Annotated in this window: 15 protein-coding genes; 11 read left to right on the top strand and 4 right to left on the bottom strand. The window is 70.6% G+C overall.

Translation table 11 applies throughout. From position 1 onward, the window contains the following. The first annotated feature begins 86 nt into the window (after nt 1-86). Nucleotides 87-1,733: an amino acid permease gene (locus tag OG514_RS04760; RefSeq protein ID WP_266891151.1), complete on the top strand. Its 1,647-nt coding sequence runs from the start codon at nt 87-89 to the stop codon at nt 1,731-1,733. After that, nucleotides 1,634-3,211, top strand: coding sequence for an amidohydrolase (locus OG514_RS04755; protein ID WP_266891149.1), 1,578 nt, complete (start codon nt 1,634-1,636; stop codon nt 3,209-3,211). Before OG514_RS04760 ends, OG514_RS04755 begins: the two co-directional genes overlap by 100 nt. Here OG514_RS04755 and OG514_RS04750 read toward each other — a convergent pair. Both OG514_RS04750 and OG514_RS04745 read right to left on the bottom strand, forming a co-directional pair. Next, nucleotides 3,195-4,124 (bottom strand): phosphatase PAP2 family protein, encoded by a 930-nt coding sequence (locus OG514_RS04750; protein WP_266891148.1) that lies wholly within the window; start codon nt 4,122-4,124, stop codon nt 3,195-3,197. The genes OG514_RS04755 and OG514_RS04750 overlap by 17 nt on opposite strands. Nucleotides 4,125-4,245: 121 nt before the next feature. Beyond that, complete coding sequence (locus OG514_RS04745; RefSeq protein WP_266891146.1) at nt 4,246-5,274, bottom strand: LacI family DNA-binding transcriptional regulator; 1,029 nt, start codon at nt 5,272-5,274, stop codon at nt 4,246-4,248. A gap of 358 nt (nt 5,275-5,632) precedes the next feature. Here OG514_RS04745 and OG514_RS04740 point away from each other — a divergent pair, with 358 nt between their 5' ends. From OG514_RS04740 to pulA, 7 genes are all read left to right on the top strand, one after another. Next, nucleotides 5,633-6,907: an extracellular solute-binding protein gene (locus tag OG514_RS04740; protein WP_266891144.1), complete on the top strand. Its 1,275-nt coding sequence runs from the start codon at nt 5,633-5,635 to the stop codon at nt 6,905-6,907. A gap of 19 nt (nt 6,908-6,926) precedes the next feature. Continuing rightward, the gene (locus OG514_RS04735; RefSeq protein WP_266891142.1) at nt 6,927-7,940 is read left to right on the top strand and encodes a carbohydrate ABC transporter permease; all 1,014 of its coding nucleotides are present in this window, start codon (nt 6,927-6,929) and stop codon (nt 7,938-7,940) included. Nucleotides 7,941-7,966: 26 nt separating this feature from the next. After that, nucleotides 7,967-8,842, top strand: a complete 876-nt coding sequence (locus OG514_RS04730; protein ID WP_266900745.1) for a sugar ABC transporter permease — start codon at nt 7,967-7,969, stop codon at nt 8,840-8,842. A 47-nt stretch (nt 8,843-8,889) separates the two neighbouring features. After that, complete coding sequence (locus OG514_RS04725; RefSeq protein ID WP_266891140.1) at nt 8,890-10,557, top strand: glycoside hydrolase family 13 protein; 1,668 nt, start codon at nt 8,890-8,892, stop codon at nt 10,555-10,557. Next, entirely contained in the window at nt 10,545-11,642 is a 1,098-nt protein-coding gene (locus tag OG514_RS04720) for a LacI family DNA-binding transcriptional regulator (RefSeq protein ID WP_266891138.1), read from the top strand. The genes OG514_RS04725 and OG514_RS04720 overlap by 13 nt, the downstream gene beginning before the upstream one ends. A 122-nt stretch (nt 11,643-11,764) precedes the next feature. Then, the gene (locus OG514_RS04715) at nt 11,765-13,480 is read left to right on the top strand and encodes a carbohydrate-binding module family 20 domain-containing protein (RefSeq protein WP_266891136.1); all 1,716 of its coding nucleotides are present in this window, start codon (nt 11,765-11,767) and stop codon (nt 13,478-13,480) included. 79 nt (nt 13,481-13,559) lie between these two features. Beyond that, nucleotides 13,560-18,860, top strand: a complete 5,301-nt coding sequence (gene pulA / locus OG514_RS04710; RefSeq protein WP_266891134.1) for a pullulanase-type alpha-1,6-glucosidase — start codon at nt 13,560-13,562, stop codon at nt 18,858-18,860. Here the strand turns inward: pulA and OG514_RS04705 are convergent. Continuing rightward, complete coding sequence (locus tag OG514_RS04705; RefSeq protein ID WP_266891132.1) at nt 18,847-19,365, bottom strand: GNAT family N-acetyltransferase; 519 nt, start codon at nt 19,363-19,365, stop codon at nt 18,847-18,849. The genes pulA and OG514_RS04705 overlap by 14 nt on opposite strands. Nucleotides 19,366-19,431: 66 nt before the next feature. Between OG514_RS04705 and OG514_RS04700 the strand changes: the two genes are divergently transcribed. After that, nucleotides 19,432-19,764, top strand: coding sequence for a 5-carboxymethyl-2-hydroxymuconate Delta-isomerase (locus OG514_RS04700; RefSeq protein ID WP_266891130.1), 333 nt, complete (start codon nt 19,432-19,434; stop codon nt 19,762-19,764). On the opposite strand, the gene OG514_RS04695 is transcribed toward OG514_RS04700, so the two are convergent. After that, nucleotides 19,749-20,483 (bottom strand): TetR/AcrR family transcriptional regulator, encoded by a 735-nt coding sequence (locus OG514_RS04695; RefSeq protein ID WP_266891128.1) that lies wholly within the window; start codon nt 20,481-20,483, stop codon nt 19,749-19,751. The two genes, OG514_RS04700 and OG514_RS04695, sit on opposite strands and share 16 nt — an antisense overlap. 37 nt (nt 20,484-20,520) lie before the next feature. On the opposite strand from OG514_RS04695, the gene OG514_RS04690 reads away from it, so the two are divergent. Further along, complete coding sequence (locus OG514_RS04690) at nt 20,521-21,027, top strand: hypothetical protein (RefSeq protein ID WP_266891126.1); 507 nt, start codon at nt 20,521-20,523, stop codon at nt 21,025-21,027. Nucleotides 21,028-21,035: the final 8 nt, after the last annotated feature.

Here is a 21,035-nt window from a genome sequence, read left to right as displayed (position 1 = left end):
TGTTCAGGTCTTCCCGAATCGTTGGACACGAGGCTACATTGCGCCAACCGAAAGCCTTTAGGTTTACGAGAAGGGCTTCTCCCCGCATGTCCTCCAGCACCACCGACAAGCCACCAGGCCTGCGCGCCGGCACCCTCACCACCGCGGACATCTCCTTCTTCGTCGTCTCCGCCGCCGCACCGCTCACCGTGATGGCCGGTGTCGCCCCCATCGCCCTCGTCCTCGGCGGCATCGGCGCCCCGGCCGGCTACCTCCTCGCCGGCATCACCCTGGCGATCTTCGCCGTCGGCTTCACCACCATGAGCCGCCACGTCCGCAGCGGCGGCGCCTTCTACGCGTACATCGCCCAAGGGCTCGGCAAACCGCTCGGCATCGCCGCCGCCCTGGTCGCCATGGTCGGCTACAACGGCATGGAGATCGGCGTCTACGGACTCCTCGGCTCCGCCACCGCCGACACCTCCCACGCCCTGTGGGGCGTCGACCTGCCCTGGCTCCCGATCGCCCTCGCCGGCCTGCTGCTCATCTGGTACGGCGGCTACCGCTCCATCGACTTCGGCGCCAAGGTCCTCGGCGTCCTGCTCGTCGCCGAGACCGGCATACTCGTCCTCCTCGCCGGCGGCGTGCTCCTCAAGGGCGGCGCGAAGGGGCTCTCCCTCGCCTCCTTCGCCCCCGGCAACGTCCTCGTACCCGGCACGGCGGCCGTCCTGGCCTTCGCCTTCTCGGCCTTCACCGGCTTCGAATCCACCGTGATCTACCGCCGCGAGGCCCGCGACCCCGCCCGCACCATCCCCCGCGCCACCTACATCGCGGTCGGCTTCCTCGGCCTGTTCTACGCCTTCGTCGTCTGGACCGTGATCCAGGCCTTCGGCGACGACCAGGTCGTCGCGGCCGCCGCGGGCGACACCGGCGGACTGTTCTTCGCCGCCATCACCACCTACGTGGGCCCCTGGGCCGCCGACCTGATGCACGTGTTCATCGTGACCAGCATCATCGCCTCGCTGCTCGCCTTCCACAACGCGATCAACCGCTACTGCCTCGCCCTCGCCGAGGAGGGCGTCCTGCCCGCCGCCCTCGGCCGGATCCACCCCCGCCACCGCTCCCCGTACGTCGCGGGCCTCGCCCAGACCGTGCTCGGCGCGGCCGTCGTCCTCGGCTTCGCGGCCGCCGGCGCCGACCCGTACACCCAGCTGCTCCTCTGGGTGAACACCCCCGGGATGCTCGGGCTCATGGCGCTGATGCTGCTCGCCGCCCTCGCCGTCGTGCGCTACTTCCGGCGCGTCCCGCACGAGGAGGGCGCCCTGCGCACCCTCGTCGCCCCCGTCACCGCCGCCGCCCTGCTCGCCGTGGCGATCTGGCTGGTCGCCTCCAAGGTCGCGCTCTTCACCGGCGCCTCCCCGACCGTCAACACGGTCCTCGTCGCGGTCGTCCCCACCGTCCTCGTCCTGGGGCTCCTCCTCGCGTACCGGCTGCGCCGCACGCGCCCCGAGGTCTACGCCCACTTCGCCGAAGAACCGCCCACCGCCCCGCACCCCGAGCCGCACCCCGGCCTGCCCACAGAGCCGCACGCCGACCTGCCCGCCGACCTGCACCCCGACCTGCACCCCGCGCCGCACGCCGAAGGAGCCGACCCCTCGTGTCCGCAGCCCCCGCCCCCGACCTCCTCCTCGTCGACGCCCGCGTCCGTACCCCCGAACCGAGCGGCCACACCGCTGTCGCCGTCCGCGACGGACTGATCACCGCCCTCGGCGACGCCACCGACGCCCGCGCCTGGCGCGGCCCCGGCACCCAGGTCGTCGACCTCGGCGGCGCCACCCTCACCCCCGGCCTCACCGACGCCCACAGCCACCCCGTCTGGGGCCTGGAGATGTTCACCGGCACCGACCTGTCCGGTGTCAGGGACCTGGACGGACTACGGGCCGCCCTCCGCGACGCCGAGCGCCACGACGGCTGGATCATCGGCTTCGGCCTCGACCACAACGTCTTCGGCGGCCGCCCCGTCCACCGCGACCTGATCGAAGACGTCCTCGGCGGCGCCCCCGCCCACCTGCGCCTCTACGACGGACACTCGGCCCTGGCCAGCGCGGCGGCCCTCAAGGCCGCGGGCATCGAAGGGCCCCGCGCCTTCGCCCAGCTCTCCGAGATCGTCTGCGACGCCGACGGGCGCCCCACCGGGCATCTCGTCGAGCACGCGGCCATGGACCTGATGACCCCGGTCCTGCCCACCCAGCCGTACGCGGAGCGCCGCGACCGGCTCGTCGACCTGCTCACCGGCATGGCCGCCACCGGCCTCGCCTCCGCCCACGTCATGGACCTCGGCGGACCCGACGTACCGGGTCTCCTGGCCGCCCTGGAGGAGGACGGCGAGCTGCCCCTGCGCCTCCGCCTCGCGCCCTGGTGCATGCCGGGCGCCACCGAGGAGGAGCTGGACGGGCTCGTACGGCTCCAGGGGCGGGCCGGGCGGATGTGGGCGATCGGCGGCGTGAAGTTCTTCATGGACGGCACCGTCGAGGGCGGCACCGCCTGGCTGGAACACGCCGACTGCCACGGCCGCGGCACCGATGCCTTCTGGCCCGATCCGGCCGCGTACTCGGCCGCCGTACGCCACCTCCACCGCGCGGGGGTCGGCACCGCCACCCACGCCATCGGCGACGCCGCCGTACGGCACGTCCTCGACACCGTGGAAGCCCTGGGTACGGGCGGTCCCCGCCATCGCGTCGAGCACATCGAGACGGTCCCCGACGACCAGCTGGGGCGCTTCGCCGCACTCGGCGTGGTCGCCTCGATGCAGCCCCCGCACACCGCGTACACCCGCGCCGACCACACCGACGAGTGGTCCAAGCGGCTCGGCGAGGAGCGGGCGGCCCGCGCCTGGCGCATGCGTGACCTGCGGGACGCCGGGGCGCACCTGGCACTCGGCTCGGACTGGCCCATCGCCCACCACGACGCCCGCCAGGTCCTCGCCACCGCGCAGGCGCCGCGCGGCGCGGCCTCGGCCCGGCACGGGCTCACCGGCCTGATGGCCCTGGAGGGGATGACCACGCACGCGGCGGTCGCGGCGGGGGAGGAGGCGCTCGCGGGCCGGATCGCCCCCGGCTACCGCGCCGACCTCACGGCCTTCACGGTGGACCCGGTGGAGGCCCCGGCGGACGAGACGGAGAACGCCCCGATCCGCCTCACCGTCGCCGGCGGCCGGATCACCTACCGGAACTGACCGACCGCCCGGAGTCGCTCTTCTCCGCGACGGCGTCCTCACGGTCCGCCTCCGCCTTCGGGGGCGGACCGCTCCGCGTCACCGCGCCGGGCATCGGCTCGACCAGCTTGGGCAGGCGGTGCGGGCGGGAGCCGTACCAGAAGTAGGAGACGGCGAAGCCGAAGGCGAGGCAGATCATGCCGCCGACCGCGTCCAGCCAGAAGTGGTTCGCGGTGGCGACGATCACGACGAGGGTCGCCGTCGGGTAGAGCAGGCCCAGGATCTTCGCCCAGGGCGCCTTGGCGAGCAGGAAGATCGTCACACCGCACCAGAGGGACCAGCCGATGTGCATCGACGGCATCGCCGCGTACTGGTTCGACACGTGCTTGAGGTTGCCCGAGGCCATCGAGCCCCAGGTGTGGTGGACCAGCACCGTGTCGACGAAGTCCTGGCCGTTCATCAGCCGGGGCGGCGCGAGCGGGTACAGGTAGTAACCGACCAGGGCGACACCGGTGGTGGCGAACAGAACGGTACGGAACGCCGCGTAACGGCCCGGGTGCCATCGGTAGAGCCACACGAGCACACCGATGGTCACGACGAAGTGCAACGTCGCGTAGTAGTAGTTCATCGACACGATCAGCCATGTCACCGAGTTCACGGCATGGTTGACGGCGTGCTCGAAGGCCAGGCCGAGGGACTCCTCCGCGCGCCAGATCCAGTCGGCGTTCTTGAGCGCCTGGGTCTTCTGCTCCGGCACCGCGTTGCGGATGAGCGAGTACGTCCAGTAGCTCACCGCGATGAGAAGTATCTCGAACCAGATCGTGGGACGCCGCGGCGTGCGCGCACGCAGGCGCGCGAACCTGCCGTCGGCCACGATGGTGGGTGACGACGGGGTCGTCCGGTTGTCCAAACTGTTCACGGTCGTTTCACCCATAGGAGGAGAGTCTGCCAGATCCCTTCCCCCCGACCGATCATCCCTCGGACGGGTTCGGGGCGCACCCGGTCCACCTCAGGAATGAGGTCGTACGGGGGTTGCCCCAGGGGTCGGCGCGGGGTCAGGTTCGTACGGCGGACGGAGCGGAGGCGGTCGAACCGCGGACGACCAGCTCGGGCATGAAGACGAACTCGGAGTGCGGGGCGGGAGTGCCCCCGACCTCTTCGAGCAGGGCGCGGACCGCCGCCTGCCCCATCGCCTGCACGGGCTGCCGGATGGTGGTCAGCGGCGGATCGGTGAACGCTATGAGGGGAGAGTCGTCGAAACCGACGACGGAGACGTCCCGGGGGACGTCGAGTCCCTGCTGCCGTGCGGCCCGGATCGCGCCGAGCGCCATCATGTCGCTCGCGCAGACCACCGCGGTGCAGCCGCGGGAGATCAGCGCCCCGGCGGCGGCCTGGCCGCCCTCCAGGGTGTAGAGGGAGTGCTGGATCAGCGCCTCGGACTCCTCGAAGCCGAGGCCGAGCCGCTCCTCCATGCCCTTCTGGAAGCCCTCTATCTTGCGGAGCACCGGCACGAACCGCTTCGGTCCGACGGCCAGCCCGATCCTGGTGTGCCCCAGCGCGGCCAGGTGCGTCACCGCGAGCCGCATGGCGGCCCGGTCGTCGGGGGAGACGAAGGGTGCCTGGACCTTGGGGGAGAAACCGTTGAGGAGGACGTACGGGACACCCTTGCCGCGCAGCTGGTCGTAGCGCGTCATGTCGGCGGTGGTGTCGGCGTGCAGTCCGGAGACGAAGATGATGCCGGCGACGCCCCGCTCCACCAGCATGTCGGTGAGCTCGTCCTCGGTGGACCCGCCGGGGGTCTGGGTGGCGAGTACCGGGGTGTACCCCTGTCGGGTCAGGGCCTGTCCGATGACCTGCGCGAGCGCGGGGAAGATCGGGTTGTCCAGTTCGGGGGTGATGAGGCCGACGAGTCCCGCGCTGCGCTGGCGCAGTCGTACGGGCCGCTCGTAGCCGAGCACGTCGAGCGCGGCAAGGACGGATTCACGGGTGGCCCCGGCCACACCGGGCTTGCCGTTGAGCACGCGGCTGACTGTGGCCTCACTGACCCCCGCCTGGGCTGCGATGTCGGAGAGCCGCGCGGTCATGGGGATGGACTGTACCGGTCACGGGGCGTATTGCCCACCGCACGGGTCAGGTACGGGTGATGCAAGCCACTCCGCAAGGTCTTGCAGGTTTTGCGGGGCGCGCGTGGCGTGATCGGGGCGTGCGCGCGGGCCCGTACGGCGCGTGAGGGGCGTGTGTCAGCTGGTGTCAAGCGATTCGACGGCAACCTTAGGGACACGTGGATGTAACGATCCCCGGTCCTTGCAGAAAGTTCCCGCAAGGTCTTTCGGCTCGTTTTCATCCCTGTTACGTTCCTGGCAACCCGGAGCGCCGCGAGGGAGCGGTCGCATGAGGAAGGTTCCAGCCCCTCGTCCCCCCGGGATCTTCGAAGGAGTTCACATGCGGCGTGGCATAGCGGCCACCGCGCTGGTCGCGGCCCTGGGCGTGACCCTGGCGGCGTGCGGTAGTGACGGCGGTTCGGACGGCGGCTCGAAGAGCTCGGGTGAGCTCTCCGGCACCGTGACCTGGTGGGACACCTCCACGGTCGGTTCCGAGGACAAGGTCTTCAAGAAGGTCGCCGAGGACTTCAAGAAGAAGCACCCGAAGGTCACCGTCAAGTACGTGAACGTGCCGTTCGGTGAGGCGCAGAACAAGTTCAAGAACGCCGCGCAGTCCGGCTCCGGCGCCCCCGACGTCATCCGCTCCGAGGTCGCCTGGACCCCCGAGTTCGCCGACCTCGGCTACCTCGCCCCGCTCGACGGCACCCCGGCCCTCAAGGGCGCGGACGACTTCCTGAAGCAGGCCTCCGCCTCCACCCAGTACAAGGGCAAGACCTACGCGGTCCCGCAGGTCATCGACTCCATGGGCATCTTCTACAACAAGAAGATCTTCAAGGAGGCCGGCGTCGAGGTCCCCAAGACCATCGCCGAGCTCAAGACCGTCTCCGCCAAGATCAAGCAGAAGACCGGCAAGACCGGCCTGTACCTGCGCGGCGACGACCCGTACTGGTTCCTCTCCTTCCTGTACGGCGAGGGCGGCAACCTCGTCGACGCCGAGAAGAAGTCGATCACCATCGACGACCCCGCCGGTGTGAAGGCCCTCGCCACGGTGAAGGACCTGGTCGACTCCAAGGCGGCGATCACCGACGCCACCAACGGCTGGGACAACATGCAGGCGTCCTTCAAGGACGGCAAGGTCGCGATGATGATCAACGGCCCGTGGGCCGTCGCCGACACCTTCGCCGGCAAGGAGTTCGCCGACAAGGCGAACCTGGGCATCGCCCCGGTCCCGGCCGGTTCCGCCGGCCAGGGCGCCCCGCAGGGCGGTCACAACCTCGCCGTCTACGCGGGCTCCAAGAACCTCGACGCGTCCTACGCCTTCGCCGAGTACATGACCTCGGTCGAGAGCCAGACGACGATCGCGAAGGAGCTCAGCCTCCTGCCGACGCGTCAGTCCGTCTACACCAAGCCGGACGTCGCCACCAACGAGATGATCGGCTTCTTCAAGCCCGTCGTCGAGAAGGCGGTCGAGCGCCCCTGGATCCCCGAGGGCGGCAGCCTCTTCGAGCCGGTCAAGGTCGAGTACACCAAGGTGCTCACCGGCCAGACCAGCCCGGACGCCGGCGCCAAGGCGATCGGCGAGTCCTACCGCAAGCTCCTGAAGGACTGGAAGTAGAAGGAAGGCAGGCCGACTGATGGCTGTGGACACTCCCAGCCAGTCGGTGGCGAAGGCCGCGGGTGACACTGTCACCCGCGGCCGGAGCCGCGGTACTGGTCACAACGGCGGCGCCGTGCGTCGATCCCTCTCCACCCACTGGTACGCCTGGGCCATGGTCGCCCCGGTGGTCGTCGTCCTCGGCGTGATCATCGGCTACCCGCTGGTCCGCGGCATCTACCTGTCGTTCACCGATGCCACCGAGCGCAACGTCGCCCGCAGCATCGGCGTCAACGAGATCCCGGCGACGTACGAGTTCGTCGGCCTGGACAACTACGTCGACGCGGTGACCGGCAGCCAGTTCCTCGCCACCCTGGGGTGGACGGTCCTGTGGACCGTCTCCTGCGTGGCCGTCACCTTCGGCCTCGGCCTCGCCCTCGCCAACATCCTCAACCGCAAGATCGCCGGCCGCTCCTTCTACCGGATGCTGCTGGTCCTGCCCTGGGCGGTCCCCGGCTTCGTCTCCGTCTTCGCCTGGCGCTTCCTCTACGACGAGCGCCGCGGCATGCTCAACCAGATCCTCTCGGGCGTCGGCATGGACGGCATCCCGTGGCTGAACGACCCCACCTGGGCCAAGTTCTCGGTCATCGCCGTCAACGTCTGGCTCGGCATCCCGTTCATGATGGTCGCCCTCCTCGGCGGGCTCCAGTCCATCCCCGGCGAGCTGTACGAGGCCGCCGAGATGGACGGCGCCGGCGCCTGGCAGCGCTTCCGGCACATCACCATGCCCGGACTGCGGTCCGTCAGCACCACGGTGATCCTGCTGAGCACCATCTGGACCTTCAACATGTTCCCGGTGATCTTCCTGCTCACCCGGGGCGGGCCCGGCGAGGCCACCCAGATCCTCGTCACCCAGGCGTACAAGTTCTCCTTCGAGATCAGCCCGCGCGACTTCGCCCAGTCGTCCACGTGGGGCGTCCTCATCCTGATCCTCCTGATGGTCTTCGCCGCGTTCTACCGGCGCGTCCTCCGCAAGCAGGGAGAAGTCTGGTGACCACCACGACGCCCACCCCCCGTACCGTGAACACCCATCGGGCCGTGAACGCCCACCGGGCCGTGAACACCCCGATCCGCAACCGGCGTTCGCCGCTCGCCTCCGTCGGGCTGCACGTCACGCTGATCGTGGCCTCCGTGATCGCCGTCTTCCCGGTGCTGTGGGTCCTGCTGACCTCGCTCAAGCCCGCGAAGTACGCGACCACCACGGACTTCGTCAAAGAGACGACGATCGAGAACTACACGAACCTGCTGAAGGACACCCCGTTCCTCACCTGGTTCGCCAACTCGCTGCTCGTCGCCGGTCTCACCACCGTCGTCGGCGTCTTCATCGCCGCCACCACCGGCTACGCCGTCAGCCGCTTCCGCTTCCCCGGCAAGCGCGGCCTGATGTGGACGCTGCTCATCACCCAGATGTTCCCGGTCGCCGTCCTGATCGTGCCGATCTACAACATCATGGCGTCGATGGGCCTGCTCAACCAGCCGGCCGGCCTGGTCATCACGTACCTGACCATCGCCGTCCCGTTCTGCGCCTGGATGATGAAGGGCTTCTTCGACACCATCCCGCGCGAGATCGACGAGTCCGGCTATGTCGACGGCCTCACCCCGTTCGGCACGTTCTGGCGGCTGATCCTGCCGCTCGCCAAGCCGGGCATCGCGGTCACCGCGTTCTACTCGTTCATCACCGCCTGGGGCGAGGTCGCCTACGCCTCCGCCTTCATGGTCGGCGACGAGAACCTCACGCTCGCCGGCGGACTCCAGAAGTTCGTCAACCAGTACGGCGCCCAGTGGGGCCCGATGTCCGCGGCCTCCGTCCTGATCGCCATCCCCGCGGCACTGGTGTTCCTCTTCGCCCAGCGGCACCTCGTGACCGGCATGTCCGCCGGCGCCGTCAAGGGCTGAGCCCGATCACCGTTCTTGTACGCCTCTCCTTACCTCCCAGGGAAGACATGACCCAGCATCTCGCCACCCCGGCCGACGCCCCGACCACCGGCACGCACACGGGCTGGTGGAGAGACGCGGTGATCTACCAGGTCTACCCGCGCAGCTTCGCCGACGGCAACGGCGACGGCATGGGCGACCTGGAGGGCATCCGCAGCCGGCTGCCGTACCTCAAGGAACTCGGCGTCGACGCCGTCTGGCTCTCCCCCTTCTACGCCTCGCCGCAGGCCGACGCCGGCTACGACGTCGCCGACTACCGGGCCATCGACCCCATGTTCGGCTCGCTCCTCGACGCCGACGCCGTGATCCGCGAAGCCCACGCGCTGGGCCTGCGCATCATCGTCGACCTGGTCCCCAACCACTCCTCCGACCAGCACGAGTGGTTCCAGCGCGCGCTGCGCGAGGGCCCCGGGTCGGTCCTGCGCGAGCGCTACCACTTCCGTCCCGGCAAGGGCGAGAACGGCGAACTGCCGCCCAACGACTGGGAGTCCATCTTCGGCGGCCCCGCCTGGACCCGCACCGAGGACCCGGACGGCACCCCCGGCGACTGGTACCTCCACCTCTTCGCCCCCGAGCAGCCCGACTTCAACTGGGAACACCCCGCCGTACGCGACGAGTTCCGCTCGATCCTCCGCTTCTGGCTCGACATGGGCGTCGACGGCTTCCGCGTCGACGTCGCCCACGGACTGGTCAAGGCCGAGGGCCTGCCCGACCTCGGCGCCCACGACCAGCTGAAGCTGCTCGGCAACGACGTCATGCCCTTCTTCGACCAGGACGGCGTCCACGAGATCTACCGCTCCTGGCGGAAGGTCCTCTCCGAGTACGACGGCGAGCGCGTCCTCGTCGCCGAGGCCTGGACCCCCACCGTCGACCGCACCGCGAACTACGTGCGCCCCGACGAGATGCACCAGGCCTTCAACTTCCAGTACCTGGGCACCCACTGGGACGCCGCCGAACTGCGCCGCGTCATCGACGACTCGCTCGAAGCGATGCGCCCGGTCGGCGCCCCCACCACCTGGGTGCTCTCCAACCACGACGTCACCCGGCACGCCACCCGCTTCGCCAACCCGGCGGGCCTCGGCACCCAGCTGCGCGAGGCCGGCGACCGTGAACTCGGCCTCCGCAGGGCCCGCGCCGCCACCCTGCTGATGCTGGCGCTGCCCGGCTCGGCGTACGTCTACCAGGGCGAGGAGCTCGGCCTGCCCGACGTCACCGACCTGCCCGACGAGGTCCGTCAGGACCCGTCGTTCTGGCGGGCGTCCGGCCAGGACGGCTTCCGCGACGGCTGCCGGGTGCCGATCCCGTGGACCGTCGAGGGCAGCTCGTACGGCTTCGGCGACGGCGGCTCCTGGCTGCCGCAGCCCACGACCTGGGCCGGTCTGAGCGTCGAGGCGCAGACCGGCGACCCCGGCTCCACCCTGGAGCTGTACCGCAGCGCCCTCGCCGTGCGGCGGGCGCAGCCCGGACTCGGTGCGGGCGAGGCCGTCGAGTGGCTGGAGGCACCCGAGGGTGTGCTCTCCTTCCGCCGTGACGGCTTCGCCTGCATCGCCAACACCACCGGCCGGGCCATCTCCGTCCCGCTGCCCGGCCGGTTCCTTCTCTCGAACGAGGAGATCACCGTCGTCGACGACGAGGCGGTCCTGCCCGCCGACTCGACCGCCTGGTGGGCGGTGTGACGATCCCCCTGCCGCGGGGCGCCGGGAACGGCGCCCCGCGGCTCGCGGACATCGCGGCCCAGTCCGGGGTCAGCGAGGCCACCGTCAGCCGGGTCCTCAACGGCAAGGCGGGGGTGGCCGGCGCGACCCGGCACAAGGTGCTCGCGGCGCTCGACGTGCTCGGCTACGAGCGTCCCGTACGGCTGAAACGGCGCAGCGCGGGCCTCGTCGGCCTCGTCGTCCCCGAGCTGACCAACCCGATCTTCCCGGCGTTCGCGCAGGTCGTCGAACAGGTCCTCGCCGGGCACGGCTACACCCCGGTCCTCTGCACCCAGATGCCCGGCGGCGCCACCGAGGACGAACTCGTCGAACAGCTGGTGGAGCGCGGGGTGGCCGGCATCGTCTTCCTCTCCGGGCTGCACGCGGACGCCTCCGCCGACCCGGCGCGGTACGCCCGGCTGACCGCCCGGGGCGTGCCGTACGTCCTCATCAACGGCTACAACGAGAACATCGACGCCAACTTCGTCTCCCCGGACGACCGGGCGGCGGCCCGCATGGCCGTACGGCACCTGGTCGAGCTGGGCCACGAGCGGATCGGCCTCGCCATCGGCCCCACCCGCTACGTGCCCTCGCGCCGCAAGGCCGAGGGCTTCACCGCCGAGCTGTACGAGCTCCTCGGTGTCGAACGCGCCGACGCGGAACGGTTCATCAGACCCACGCTCTTCGGTGTCGAGGGCGGGCACGCGGCCGCCGACATCCTGCTCCGCGAGGGCTGCACCGGCATCGTCTGCGGCTCCGACCTGATGGCGCTCGGCGTGATCCGCGCCGTCCGCGCCCAAGGCCTCGACGTGCCCGGGGACGTCTCCGTCGTCGGCTTCGACGACTCGCCGCTGATCGCCTTCACCAGCCCGCCGCTGTCCACCGTGCGCCAGCCCGTCCAGGCCATGGCGACGGCGGCCGTCGGCGCGCTCCTGGAGGAGATCGAGGGGAATCCCGTGCAGCGCACGGAGTTCGTCTTCCAGCCGGAGCTGGTGGTCCGCGGCTCCACGGCGCAGCCGCCGGCCAGGGCCGTCCACCCGCAGACGGTCCCGCAAGTCCTTACGTAACAACTTGCGTTGCGGTGTCCGGAGGGTTGACCGGGCGTCGGGGCACTCGTACGGTCACGGCTGAAAACAGTTGCTGATACTTTCGGCAACTTCTTGCGACAGTGAAGTCAGCAGGAGGAATCATGGCCAGAAAGACCGTGGCAGCTGCACTCGCCCTCGTGGCGGGAGCCGCTGTGGCCGTCACGGGCAACGCCCCGGCGCAGGCGGGCCCGCCCGGAGAGAAGGACGTCACCGCGGTGATGTTCGAGTGGAACTTCGCCTCCGTCGCCCGCGAGTGCACCGACCGCCTCGGCCCCGCCGGATACGGATACGTCCAGGTCTCCCCGCCCCAGGAACACCTCCAGGGCGGCCAGTGGTGGACCTCCTACCAGCCGGTCAGCTACAAGATCGCCGGACGTCTCGGCGACCGCACCGCCTTCAAGAGCATGATCGACACCTGCCACGCGGCCGGCGTCAAGGTCGTCGCCGACTCCGTCATCAACCACATGGCGAACGGCTCCGGCACGGGAACGGGCGGGACCCCGTTCTCCAAGTACGACTACCCGGGCCTCTACTCCGGCTCCGACATGGACGACTGCCGCTCCTCGATCTCCAACTACCAGGACCGCGGCAACGTCCAGAACTGCGAACTGGTCCAGCTCCCCGACCTCGACACGGGCGAGGAGTACGTCCGCGGGAAGATAGCCGGCTACCTCAACGACCTGCTCTCCCTCGGCGTCGACGGCCTCCGCATCGACGCCGCCAAGCACATGCCGGCCGCCGACCTCGCCAACATCAAGTCGCGGCTCACCAACCCCGGCGTGTACTGGAAGCAGGAAGCGATCCACGGCGCGGGCGAGGCCGTCTCCCCGAGCGAGTACCTCGGCAGCGGAGACGTCCAGGAGTTCCGCTACGCCCGCGACCTCAAGCGGATCGTGCAGAGCGAGAAGCTCTCCTCCCTCAAGAACTTCGGCGAGGCCTGGGGCTACATGCCCTCCGGCCAGGCCGGCGTCTTCGTCGACAACCACGACACCGAGCGCGGCGGCGACACCCTCTCCTACAAGGACGGCGCGAACTACACCCTCGCCTCCGTCTTCGCCCTCGCCTGGCCCTACGGAGCCCCCGACGTCCACTCCGGCTACGAGTGGACCGACAAGGACGCCGGCCCGCCCAACGGCGGCCAGGTGAACGCCTGTTACACCGACGGCTGGAAGTGCCAGCACGCCTGGCGCGAGATCTCCTCCATGGTCGCCTTCCGCAACACCGCGCGCGGCCAGGCCGTGACCGGCTGGTGGGACAACGGCAACAACGCGATCGCGTTCGGCCGCGGCTCCAAGGCGTACGTGGCCATCAACCACGAGTCCTCGGCGCTCACCCGCACCTTCCAGACCTCGCTGCCCGCCGGCTCCTACTGCGACGTCCAGTCGAACACGGCCGTGACGGTGAACGGATCCGGCCAGTTCACGGCCACCCTCGGCGCCAACACGGCGCTCGCCCTGCACGTGAACGCGACGAGCTGCGGCTCCGGCACGACCCCGACGACCCCGCCGACGACCCCGCCCGCCACCTCGGGCGCGTCCTTCAACGCCACCGCCACCACCGTGGTCGGCCAGAACATCTACGTCACCGGCAACCGCGCCGAGCTCGGCAACTGGTCCCCGGCCGCCGCCCTGAAGCTCGACCCGGCCACGTACCCCGTCTGGAAGCTGACCGTCGGCCTGCCCGCAGGAACGGCCTTCGAGTACAAGTACATCCGCAAGGACGCCGCCGGAAACGTCACCTGGGAGTCCGGCGCCAACCGCACCGCGACCGTCCCCGCCTCGGGCCAGCTCGTCCTGAACGACACGTTCCGCAGCTGACCTCCCTTCCTCTCCAGGGTCGCCCCCACCGGGGCGGCCCTCCCACCCGTACCCCGTCCCTCCTCCAGGGAGCACCCCCGTGACACGCAAGAGAACGGCGGTCGCACTGGCCGCCGCCCTGTGCGCCGCCCTCGTGCCCGCCGTCCCCGCGGCCGCCGCGCCCAGGCCCCCGGCCCCGCCCTCCGACCGGGCGCTCGCGGCCGAGCCCGCCCGCCAGGACCTCACCCGCGAGCAGTTCTACTTCGTCCTGCCCGACCGGTTCGCCAACGGCGACACCTCCAACGACCGGGGCGGCCTCACCGGAAGCCGTACGCAGACCGGCTTCGACCCCACCGACAAGGGCTTCTACCAGGGCGGCGACCTCAAGGGCCTCACGGAGCGGCTCGACTACATCAAGGGCCTCGGCACCACCGCCATCTGGATGGCGCCGATCTTCAAGAACCGGCCCGTGCAGGGGGAGGGCAAGGACGCCTCCGCCGGCTACCACGGCTACTGGATCACCGACTTCACCCAGGTCGATCCGCACTTCGGGACCAACGAGGACCTGGAGAAGCTGATCGCGGCCGCCCACCGCAAGGGCATGAAGGTCTTCTTCGACGTCATCACCAACCACACCGCCGACACGGTCGACTACGCCGAGCAGAAGTACGGCTACCGCCCCAAGGGCGCCTACCCGTACCTCGACAAGGACGGCCGCCCCTTCGACGACCGGGACGCCGTCGGCAAGGTCGACGCCTCTTCGTTCCCGTACACCCCCGTCGCCTCCACCGAGAAGGCGGACGCCAAGGTCCCGGCCTGGCTCAACGACCCCACGATGTACCACAACCGGGGCGACTCCACCTGGGCCGGCGAGTCCGCCGAGTACGGCGACTTCGTCGGCCTCGACGACCTGTGGACCGAGCGCCCCGAGGTCGTCGACGGCATGCGGAAGATCTACGAGAAGTGGGTCCGCGACTTCAAGATCGACGGTTTCCGCATCGACACCGTCAAGCACGTCGACCTCGACTTCTGGACCCAGTGGGCCACCGCCCTCGACGCCTACGCCAAGAAGCAGGGCCGCGAGGACTTCTTCATGTTCGGCGAGGTCTACTCCGCCGACACCGCCGTCACCTCCCCGTACGTCACCCGGGGCCGGCTCGACGCCACCCTCGACTTCCCCTTCCAGGACGCCGCCCGCGCCTTCGCCTCCCAGGGCGCCGGAGCCGACCGGCTCGCCAAGGTCTTCGCCGAGGACTACCGGTACACCACCGACAAGGCCAACGCCTACGAGCAGGTGACCTTCCTCGGCAACCACGACATGGGCCGCATCGGCACCTTCCTCAAGCAGGACAACCCGAACGCCTCCGACACCGAACTCGTCCGCCGGGCCACCCTCGCCAACGAGCTGATGTTCCTGTCCCGAGGCAACCCGGTGATCTACTACGGCGACGAGCAGGGCTTCACCGGCCCCGGCGGCGACAAGGACGCCCGCCAGACCCTCTTCGCCTCGAAGACCGCCGACTACCTCGACGACGACCAGCTCGGCACCGACCGCACCCACGCCACCGACGCGTACGACACCACGCACCCGGTGTACAAGTCCGTCGCCGCCCTGTCGAAGCTGACCCGCGACAACCCGGCCCTCCGCGACGGCGTCCAGCAGGAACGGTACGCCGAGGGCTCCGTCTACGCCTTCTCCCGTACGGACACGAGGACGAAGACCGAGTACCTCGTCGCCACCAACAGCGCCACCACCGACAAGACGGTCACCGTCCCCGTCGACTCGGCGAACTTCCGCGCCCTGTACGGCAGCCAGGGCGCGGTGGCCGCAGCGAACGGCAAGGTCACCGTCACCGTCCCCGCCCTCTCCTCCCTGGTCCTCAAGGCCGACAAGCCCCTCCCGGCCCCCGCCGCGAAGCCGTCCATCAGCCTCAAGGCCCCGGCCGCCGGAGCCACCGGCACCGTCGAGCTCACCGCCGACGTCAGCGGCGGCGGCCTCAACCGGGTCGTCTTCGCCGCCCAGACCGGCAACGGCCGCTGGCAGACCCTCGGCACCGCCGACCACGCCCCCTACAAGGTCACCCAGCACGTCACCGCCCCCGCCGGCACCCCGCTGCGCTACAAGGCCGTCGTCGTCGACAGCACCGGCCGCACCGCGAGCGCCACCGCCGCCACCACCGCCGGACAGGCTCCCGCGCCCGCGAAGCCGGTCGCCGTCGAGCGCGCCTACGCCGTCGTCCACTACCAGCGCGAGGACGGCGACTACGACGGCTGGACCCTGAAGGGCGCAGGCCAGGAAGCCGCCTTCACCGGCCGCGACGCCCACGGCGGCTTCGCCTGGGTCAAGGTCCCCGAAGGCGCGTCCACCGTCGCGTACACCGTCGAGAAGAACGGCACCGCCGACGGCCCGCAGCGCAGTGTCGACCTCGGCCGCACCGGCGAGGTCTGGATCACCCAGGGCCAGGACGGCCAGGCCGACACCAACCCGGCCCCCGCCACCCCGGACAAGACCAAGGCCGTCCTCCACTACCAGCGCGCCGACGGCAACTACGACGGCTGGGGCCTCCACACCTGGACCGGCGCCGCCCAGCCCACCGACTGGTCCAAGCCCCTCATGCCGGTCCGCTTCGACGCGTACGGCGCTGTCTACGAGGTCCCGCTCACCGAGGGCGCCGGCTCCCTCTCGTACATCCTCCACAAGGGCGACGAGAAGGACCTGCCCACCGACCAGTCCCTCGACCTGGCGAGCCTCGGCCACGAGGTCTGGATGCTCTCCGGGCAGCCCAAGTACCTCCTCCCGACCGTCGGCGGCGCCCCGAACCTCGACCTCGGCAAGGCCGAGGCCCAGTGGATCGACCGGAACACCGTCGTCTGGAAGGTCAAGGCCACCGAGGCCACCAGCCAGCAGCTCGTGTACGCCGAGGACGGCGGCATCACCGTCACCGACGGCGCCCTGAACACCGAGGGCCAGTGGCTCCGGCTCAACCAGACCGCGCTCACCGACGCCCAGAAGGCGAAGTACCCGCACCTCAAGGAGTACCCCGCCTTCACCGTCGACCCGCGCGACACCGACCGCGTCCGTGACTCCCTGCGCGGCCAGCTCGTCGCCACCCAGCGCGCCGCCAACGGCGCCCTGCTCGCCGCCACCGGCGTCCAGACCGCCGGAATCCTCGACGACCTGTACGCGAAGAAGGCCACCGGCGCCACCCTCGGCCCCGTCTTCCGCGGCGGCAGGGTCGGCCTCTCCGTGTGGGCCCCCACCGCGCAGTCCGTGGCGCTCGAACTCGACGGCCGGACCGTGCCCATGCGCCGCGACGACACCTCCGGCGTCTGGTCCGTCACCGGCCCGAAGTCCTGGACGGGCAAGCCGTACCGCTACGTCGTGAAGGTCTGGGCCCCCACCGTCCAGAAGGTCGTCACCAACAAGGTCACCGACCCCTACTCCACCGCCCTCACCACCGACTCCGCCCGCAGCCTCGCCGTCGACCTCACCGACCCGAAGCTCGCCCCCTCCGGCTGGAGCGGCCTGAAGAAGCCGGCCGCCGTGCCGCTGCGCGACGCCCAGATCCAGGAACTCCACATCCGTGACTTCTCCGTCGCGGACCCCACGGCGAAGGCCGACCACCGGGGCACCTACCTCGCCTTCACGGACAAGGCCAGCAAGGGCAACAAGCACCTGCGCGACCTCGCCTCCTCCGGCACCTCCTACGTCCACCTCCTCCCGGCCTTCGACATCGGCACCATCCCCGAGAAGAAGTCCGACCGGACCGAGCCCGCCTGCGACCTCACGGTCTACGCCCCCGACTCCGAGGAGCAGCAGGCCTGCGTGGCCGCCGCCGCGGCCAAGGACGCCTACAACTGGGGCTACGACCCACTCCACTACACCGTCCCCGAGGGCTCCTACAGCACCGACCCCGAAGGCACCCGCCGCACGGTCGAGTTCCGGCAGATGGTCCAGGCCCTCAACGGCACCGGACTCCGCACGGTCATGGACGTCGTCTACAACCACACCGTCGCCGCCGGACAGTCCGACAAGTCCGTCCTCGACAAGATCGTCCCCGGCTACTACCAGCGCCTCCAGGCCGACGGCGCCGTCGCCAACTCCACCTGCTGCGCCAACACCGCGCCCGAGAACGCGATGATGGGCAAGCTCGTCGTCGACTCGATCGTCACCTGGGCCAAGGACTACAAGGTCGACGGCTTCCGCTTCGACCTCATGGGCCACCACCCCAAGGACAACATCCTCGCCGTGCGCAAGGCCCTGGACGAGCTGACGCTCGCCGAGGACGGCGTCGACGGCAAGGCGATCATCCTCTACGGCGAGGGCTGGAACTTCGGCGAGATCGCCGACGACGCCCGCTTCGTCCAGGCCACCCAGAAGAACATGGCCGGCACCGGCATCGCGACCTTCTCCGACCGGGCCCGCGACGCCGTCCGCGGCGGCGGCCCCTTCGACGAGGACCCCGGCGTCCAGGGCTTCGCCTCGGGCCTCTTCACCGACCCCAACACGTCCACCGCCAACGGCACCCCGGAGCAGCAGAAGGCCCGGCTCCTCCACTACCAGGACCTCATCAAGGTCGGCCTGACCGGCAACCTCGCCGACTACTCCTTCACCGACACCTCCGGCCGTACGGTCAAGGGCAGCCAGGTCGACTACAACGGCGCCCCCGCCGGATACGCCGCCGCCCCCGGCGAGGCCCTCGCCTACGCCGACGCCCACGACAACGAGTCCCTGTACGACGCGCTCGCCTTCAAGCTCCCGGCGGGCACGACGGCGGCCGACCGGGCCCGCATGCAGGTCCTCGCCATGGCCACCGCGACCCTCTCGCAGGGCCCGGCGCTCTCCCAGGCCGGCTCGGACCTGCTGCGCTCCAAGTCCCTGGACCGCAACTCGTACGACAGCGGCGACTGGTTCAACGCGATCCACTGGGACTGCGGCGACGGCAACGGCTTCGGCCGCGGCCTCCCGCCGGCCCCCGACAACAAGGCCAAGTGGGGCTACGGAAAGCCGCTCCTGGTGAACCCGGCCCTGAACGTCGGCTGCGAGCAGATCGACGGCGCCTCCGCCGCGTACCGCGACCTCCAGAAGATCCGTACCACCGAGCCGGCGTTCTCCCTCGCCACCGCGGGGCAGGTGCAGGACACCCTGTCCTTCCCGCTCTCGGGCAGCGAGGAGACCCCGGGCGTGATCACGATGCGCCTGGGCGAACTGGTGGTGGTCTTCAACGCGAGCACGCAGCAGCAGACCCAGCGGGTCTCCGGCCTGGCCGGTACCCCCTACGCCCTGCACCCGGTGCAGACGGCGGGCTCGGACCGGGTCGTGAAGGCGTCGTCCTACGAGTCGGCCTCGGGCACCTTCACGGTCCCGGCGCGGACGGTGGCGGTCTTCACGGCGAAGTGATCGCCCGCTCCATGAGCACCACCCCGTAACGCGTGCCGTCGGCGGCGAGCTTTCCCGGCTCCTCGCCGACGGCACGGTAGCCCGCGGCCTCGTAGTACGTACGGAGCCGCGGGTTGCTCGACACACAGTCCAGACGGGAGACCGCCCGGCCACCGGCCGCGACGCGCCCCTCCGCGTGCGCGAGCAGCGCCCGCCCGGTACCGGCCGGAGCCGTCTCCCGTTCCGTCATCAGCCGGTGGACGTACCCGGCGACCGGCGGCTGAGGACCCCAGGCCTGCTCGTCCTCCCACCACAGCTCGTACGCCCCGACCGCCCGGCCGTCGTGGGCCGCCAGCCACACCTCACCCGCGCCGATCCGGGCACGGAAGTGCTCGGCGCTCTTCCCACCGGGCTTCCACTGGTCGATGCCGCTCCGCAGCATCCACCGTGCAGCGCCGTCGTACATTCCCACCAGAAGGTCGAGATCGCGGTCGTCCGCCTGCCGGAAGGTCACTTGTGCCGTCATGGCGATCACCGTAAAGGTATGGCCAGACATCCGACAGCCGTATCCCTCTGGCCTGGAGTGCTCCTCATGCCGCAGATCACCGTCGACTACTCCGCGCCCCTCGACCGGCGCGGCTTCGCCCTCGCGCTCCACCCGCTCGTCGTGGAGACGGTCGACACGACACTCGACGCCTGCAAGACCCGGTTCCGCGAGGTCGAGGAGACGGTCGTCGGGGACGGCGCGACCGAGGACGTCGTGGTACACGTCGAGATCGCCCTGCTGCCCGGCCGTACGGACGAGCTCAAGGGCCGCCTGTCGGAGGCGGTCCTCGCCCTGCTGCCCACGTACCTCAAGGCGACCGAGGGCGTGCGGCTGTCGGTCGAGATCCGCGATCTGGAAGCGTCCTACCGCAAGCGCTGATCGGGTACGGCGCTCACCGGGGGAGCCCCGACCGGAACCAGCGCGACGAGCCGGGCCACCAGCTCCCCGAAGGGGCCGTCGGCCGGCTCGTCCGCGAGGATGGCGACCAGGATCTCCGCCATGTCCGCGTCGTACGCGGCACTCACGGCCGCGAGGGCCGCGAAGTCGTGCACGAGCTGCAACTCCAGCTCCGCGCGCGGGACCCGGCGCCCGTCCAGCCAGATCAGCGCCGTCGACTCGGCGAGCGAGACCCAGGAACGGACGACCAACTCCAGCCGTGCGGACGGCTTCTCGACCCCGAGGTGGGCGAGGATCTGCACGTACGCGGCGTGCCGCACCTCGTCGATCATCGCGTTCGTCGTGGAGGAACCCACGGCCGGCCCGCCCCGCATCAGCGCCGCGAACCCCGGCCCGTGATCGTCCACGAAGTCGAAGAACCGGCCCATCACCCGCAGCAGCCGCGCCCCGAGCGGCCCCTGCGGCGGCTCCATGAACCGGGCCGCCAACTCGTCGGCCGCCCGCCGGAGAGCCGCCTCGTAGAGGCTCTGCTTGCCGGGGAAGTAGTGGTAGACCAGCGGCCGCGAGATGCCCGCGGCCGCGGCGATCTCGTCGATGGACACCTCGTCGGGAGAGCGGTGGCTGAAGAGTTCGAGGGCTACCCCGATCAGCTGCTGCTTGCGCTCCTCGACGCCCATCCTGCGGCGTACCCCGGTCGTCATACGAACAGCCTAACGGGGTCGGTTACGCTCCTGCTCCATGAGCGCTTCCGACCAGGACACCCAGGCCGCCAAGTCCCCGGAGGCCCCCGAGGCCGACGGGACCCCTGAAGAGATCTCCAAGGCCGAAGAGACCCCCGCAAAGACCCCCCGCGAGACCTCCGCGGAGACCCGCGAAGAGACTCCTGAGGCAGACGAACTCGACGAGGCCGCAGGCGACGACGAGGACGACGAGCACGACGAGGACGACGAGGACGAGAACGAGGACGACGAGGAGGCCGCTCCTGGGGCCGGACTCACGCCGAAGCAGGCGCGGCGGCTGCGGGTCGCCGCCGCCTCCGTGCTGCTCGTGGCGATGGCCGTCGTCCTGGTGATCCGGCTCGCCAGCCGGACCTCCGTCCTGGTCGTCGGTGTGTACGGCCTCGCGATGATCCTCTGCGGGATCGTGATCGAACTCTCCCGCAACGGCCGTACGCGGCTCGGCACCTGGCTCCTGGTGGGCGGTCTCCTCGCCGCGCTCGCCCTCGACTGGCTGGTCCTGCCGTAGGGACTGTC

The sequence above is a fragment of the Streptomyces sp. NBC_00572 genome, from assembly GCF_026341815.1.
GTDB lineage: Bacteria > Actinomycetota > Actinomycetes > Streptomycetales > Streptomycetaceae > Streptomyces.
This window is presented reverse-complemented; position numbering and strand designations above follow the sequence as displayed.

Excerpts from the sequence above, each read along its gene's own strand:
- OG514_RS04695 (WP_266891128.1), bottom strand. The coding sequence starts at position 20,483 with ATGACGACCGGGGTACGCCGCAGGATGGGCGTCGAGGAGCGCAAGCAG.
- OG514_RS04740 (WP_266891144.1), top strand. The coding sequence starts at position 5,633 with ATGCGGCGTGGCATAGCGGCCACCGCGCTGGTCGCGGCCCTGGGCGTG.
- OG514_RS04700 (WP_266891130.1), top strand. The coding sequence starts at position 19,432 with ATGCCGCAGATCACCGTCGACTACTCCGCGCCCCTCGACCGGCGCGGC.
- OG514_RS04705 (WP_266891132.1), bottom strand. The coding sequence starts at position 19,365 with ATGACGGCACAAGTGACCTTCCGGCAGGCGGACGACCGCGATCTCGAC.
- OG514_RS04725 (WP_266891140.1), top strand. The coding sequence starts at position 8,890 with ATGACCCAGCATCTCGCCACCCCGGCCGACGCCCCGACCACCGGCACG.
- OG514_RS04750 (WP_266891148.1), bottom strand. The coding sequence starts at position 4,124 with ATGGGTGAAACGACCGTGAACAGTTTGGACAACCGGACGACCCCGTCG.
- OG514_RS04715 (WP_266891136.1), top strand. The coding sequence starts at position 11,765 with ATGGCCAGAAAGACCGTGGCAGCTGCACTCGCCCTCGTGGCGGGAGCC.
- OG514_RS04745 (WP_266891146.1), bottom strand. The coding sequence starts at position 5,274 with ATGACCGCGCGGCTCTCCGACATCGCAGCCCAGGCGGGGGTCAGTGAG.
- OG514_RS04735 (WP_266891142.1), top strand. The coding sequence starts at position 6,927 with ATGGCTGTGGACACTCCCAGCCAGTCGGTGGCGAAGGCCGCGGGTGAC.
- OG514_RS04690 (WP_266891126.1), top strand. The coding sequence starts at position 20,521 with ATGAGCGCTTCCGACCAGGACACCCAGGCCGCCAAGTCCCCGGAGGCC.
- OG514_RS04760 (WP_266891151.1), top strand. The coding sequence starts at position 87 with ATGTCCTCCAGCACCACCGACAAGCCACCAGGCCTGCGCGCCGGCACC.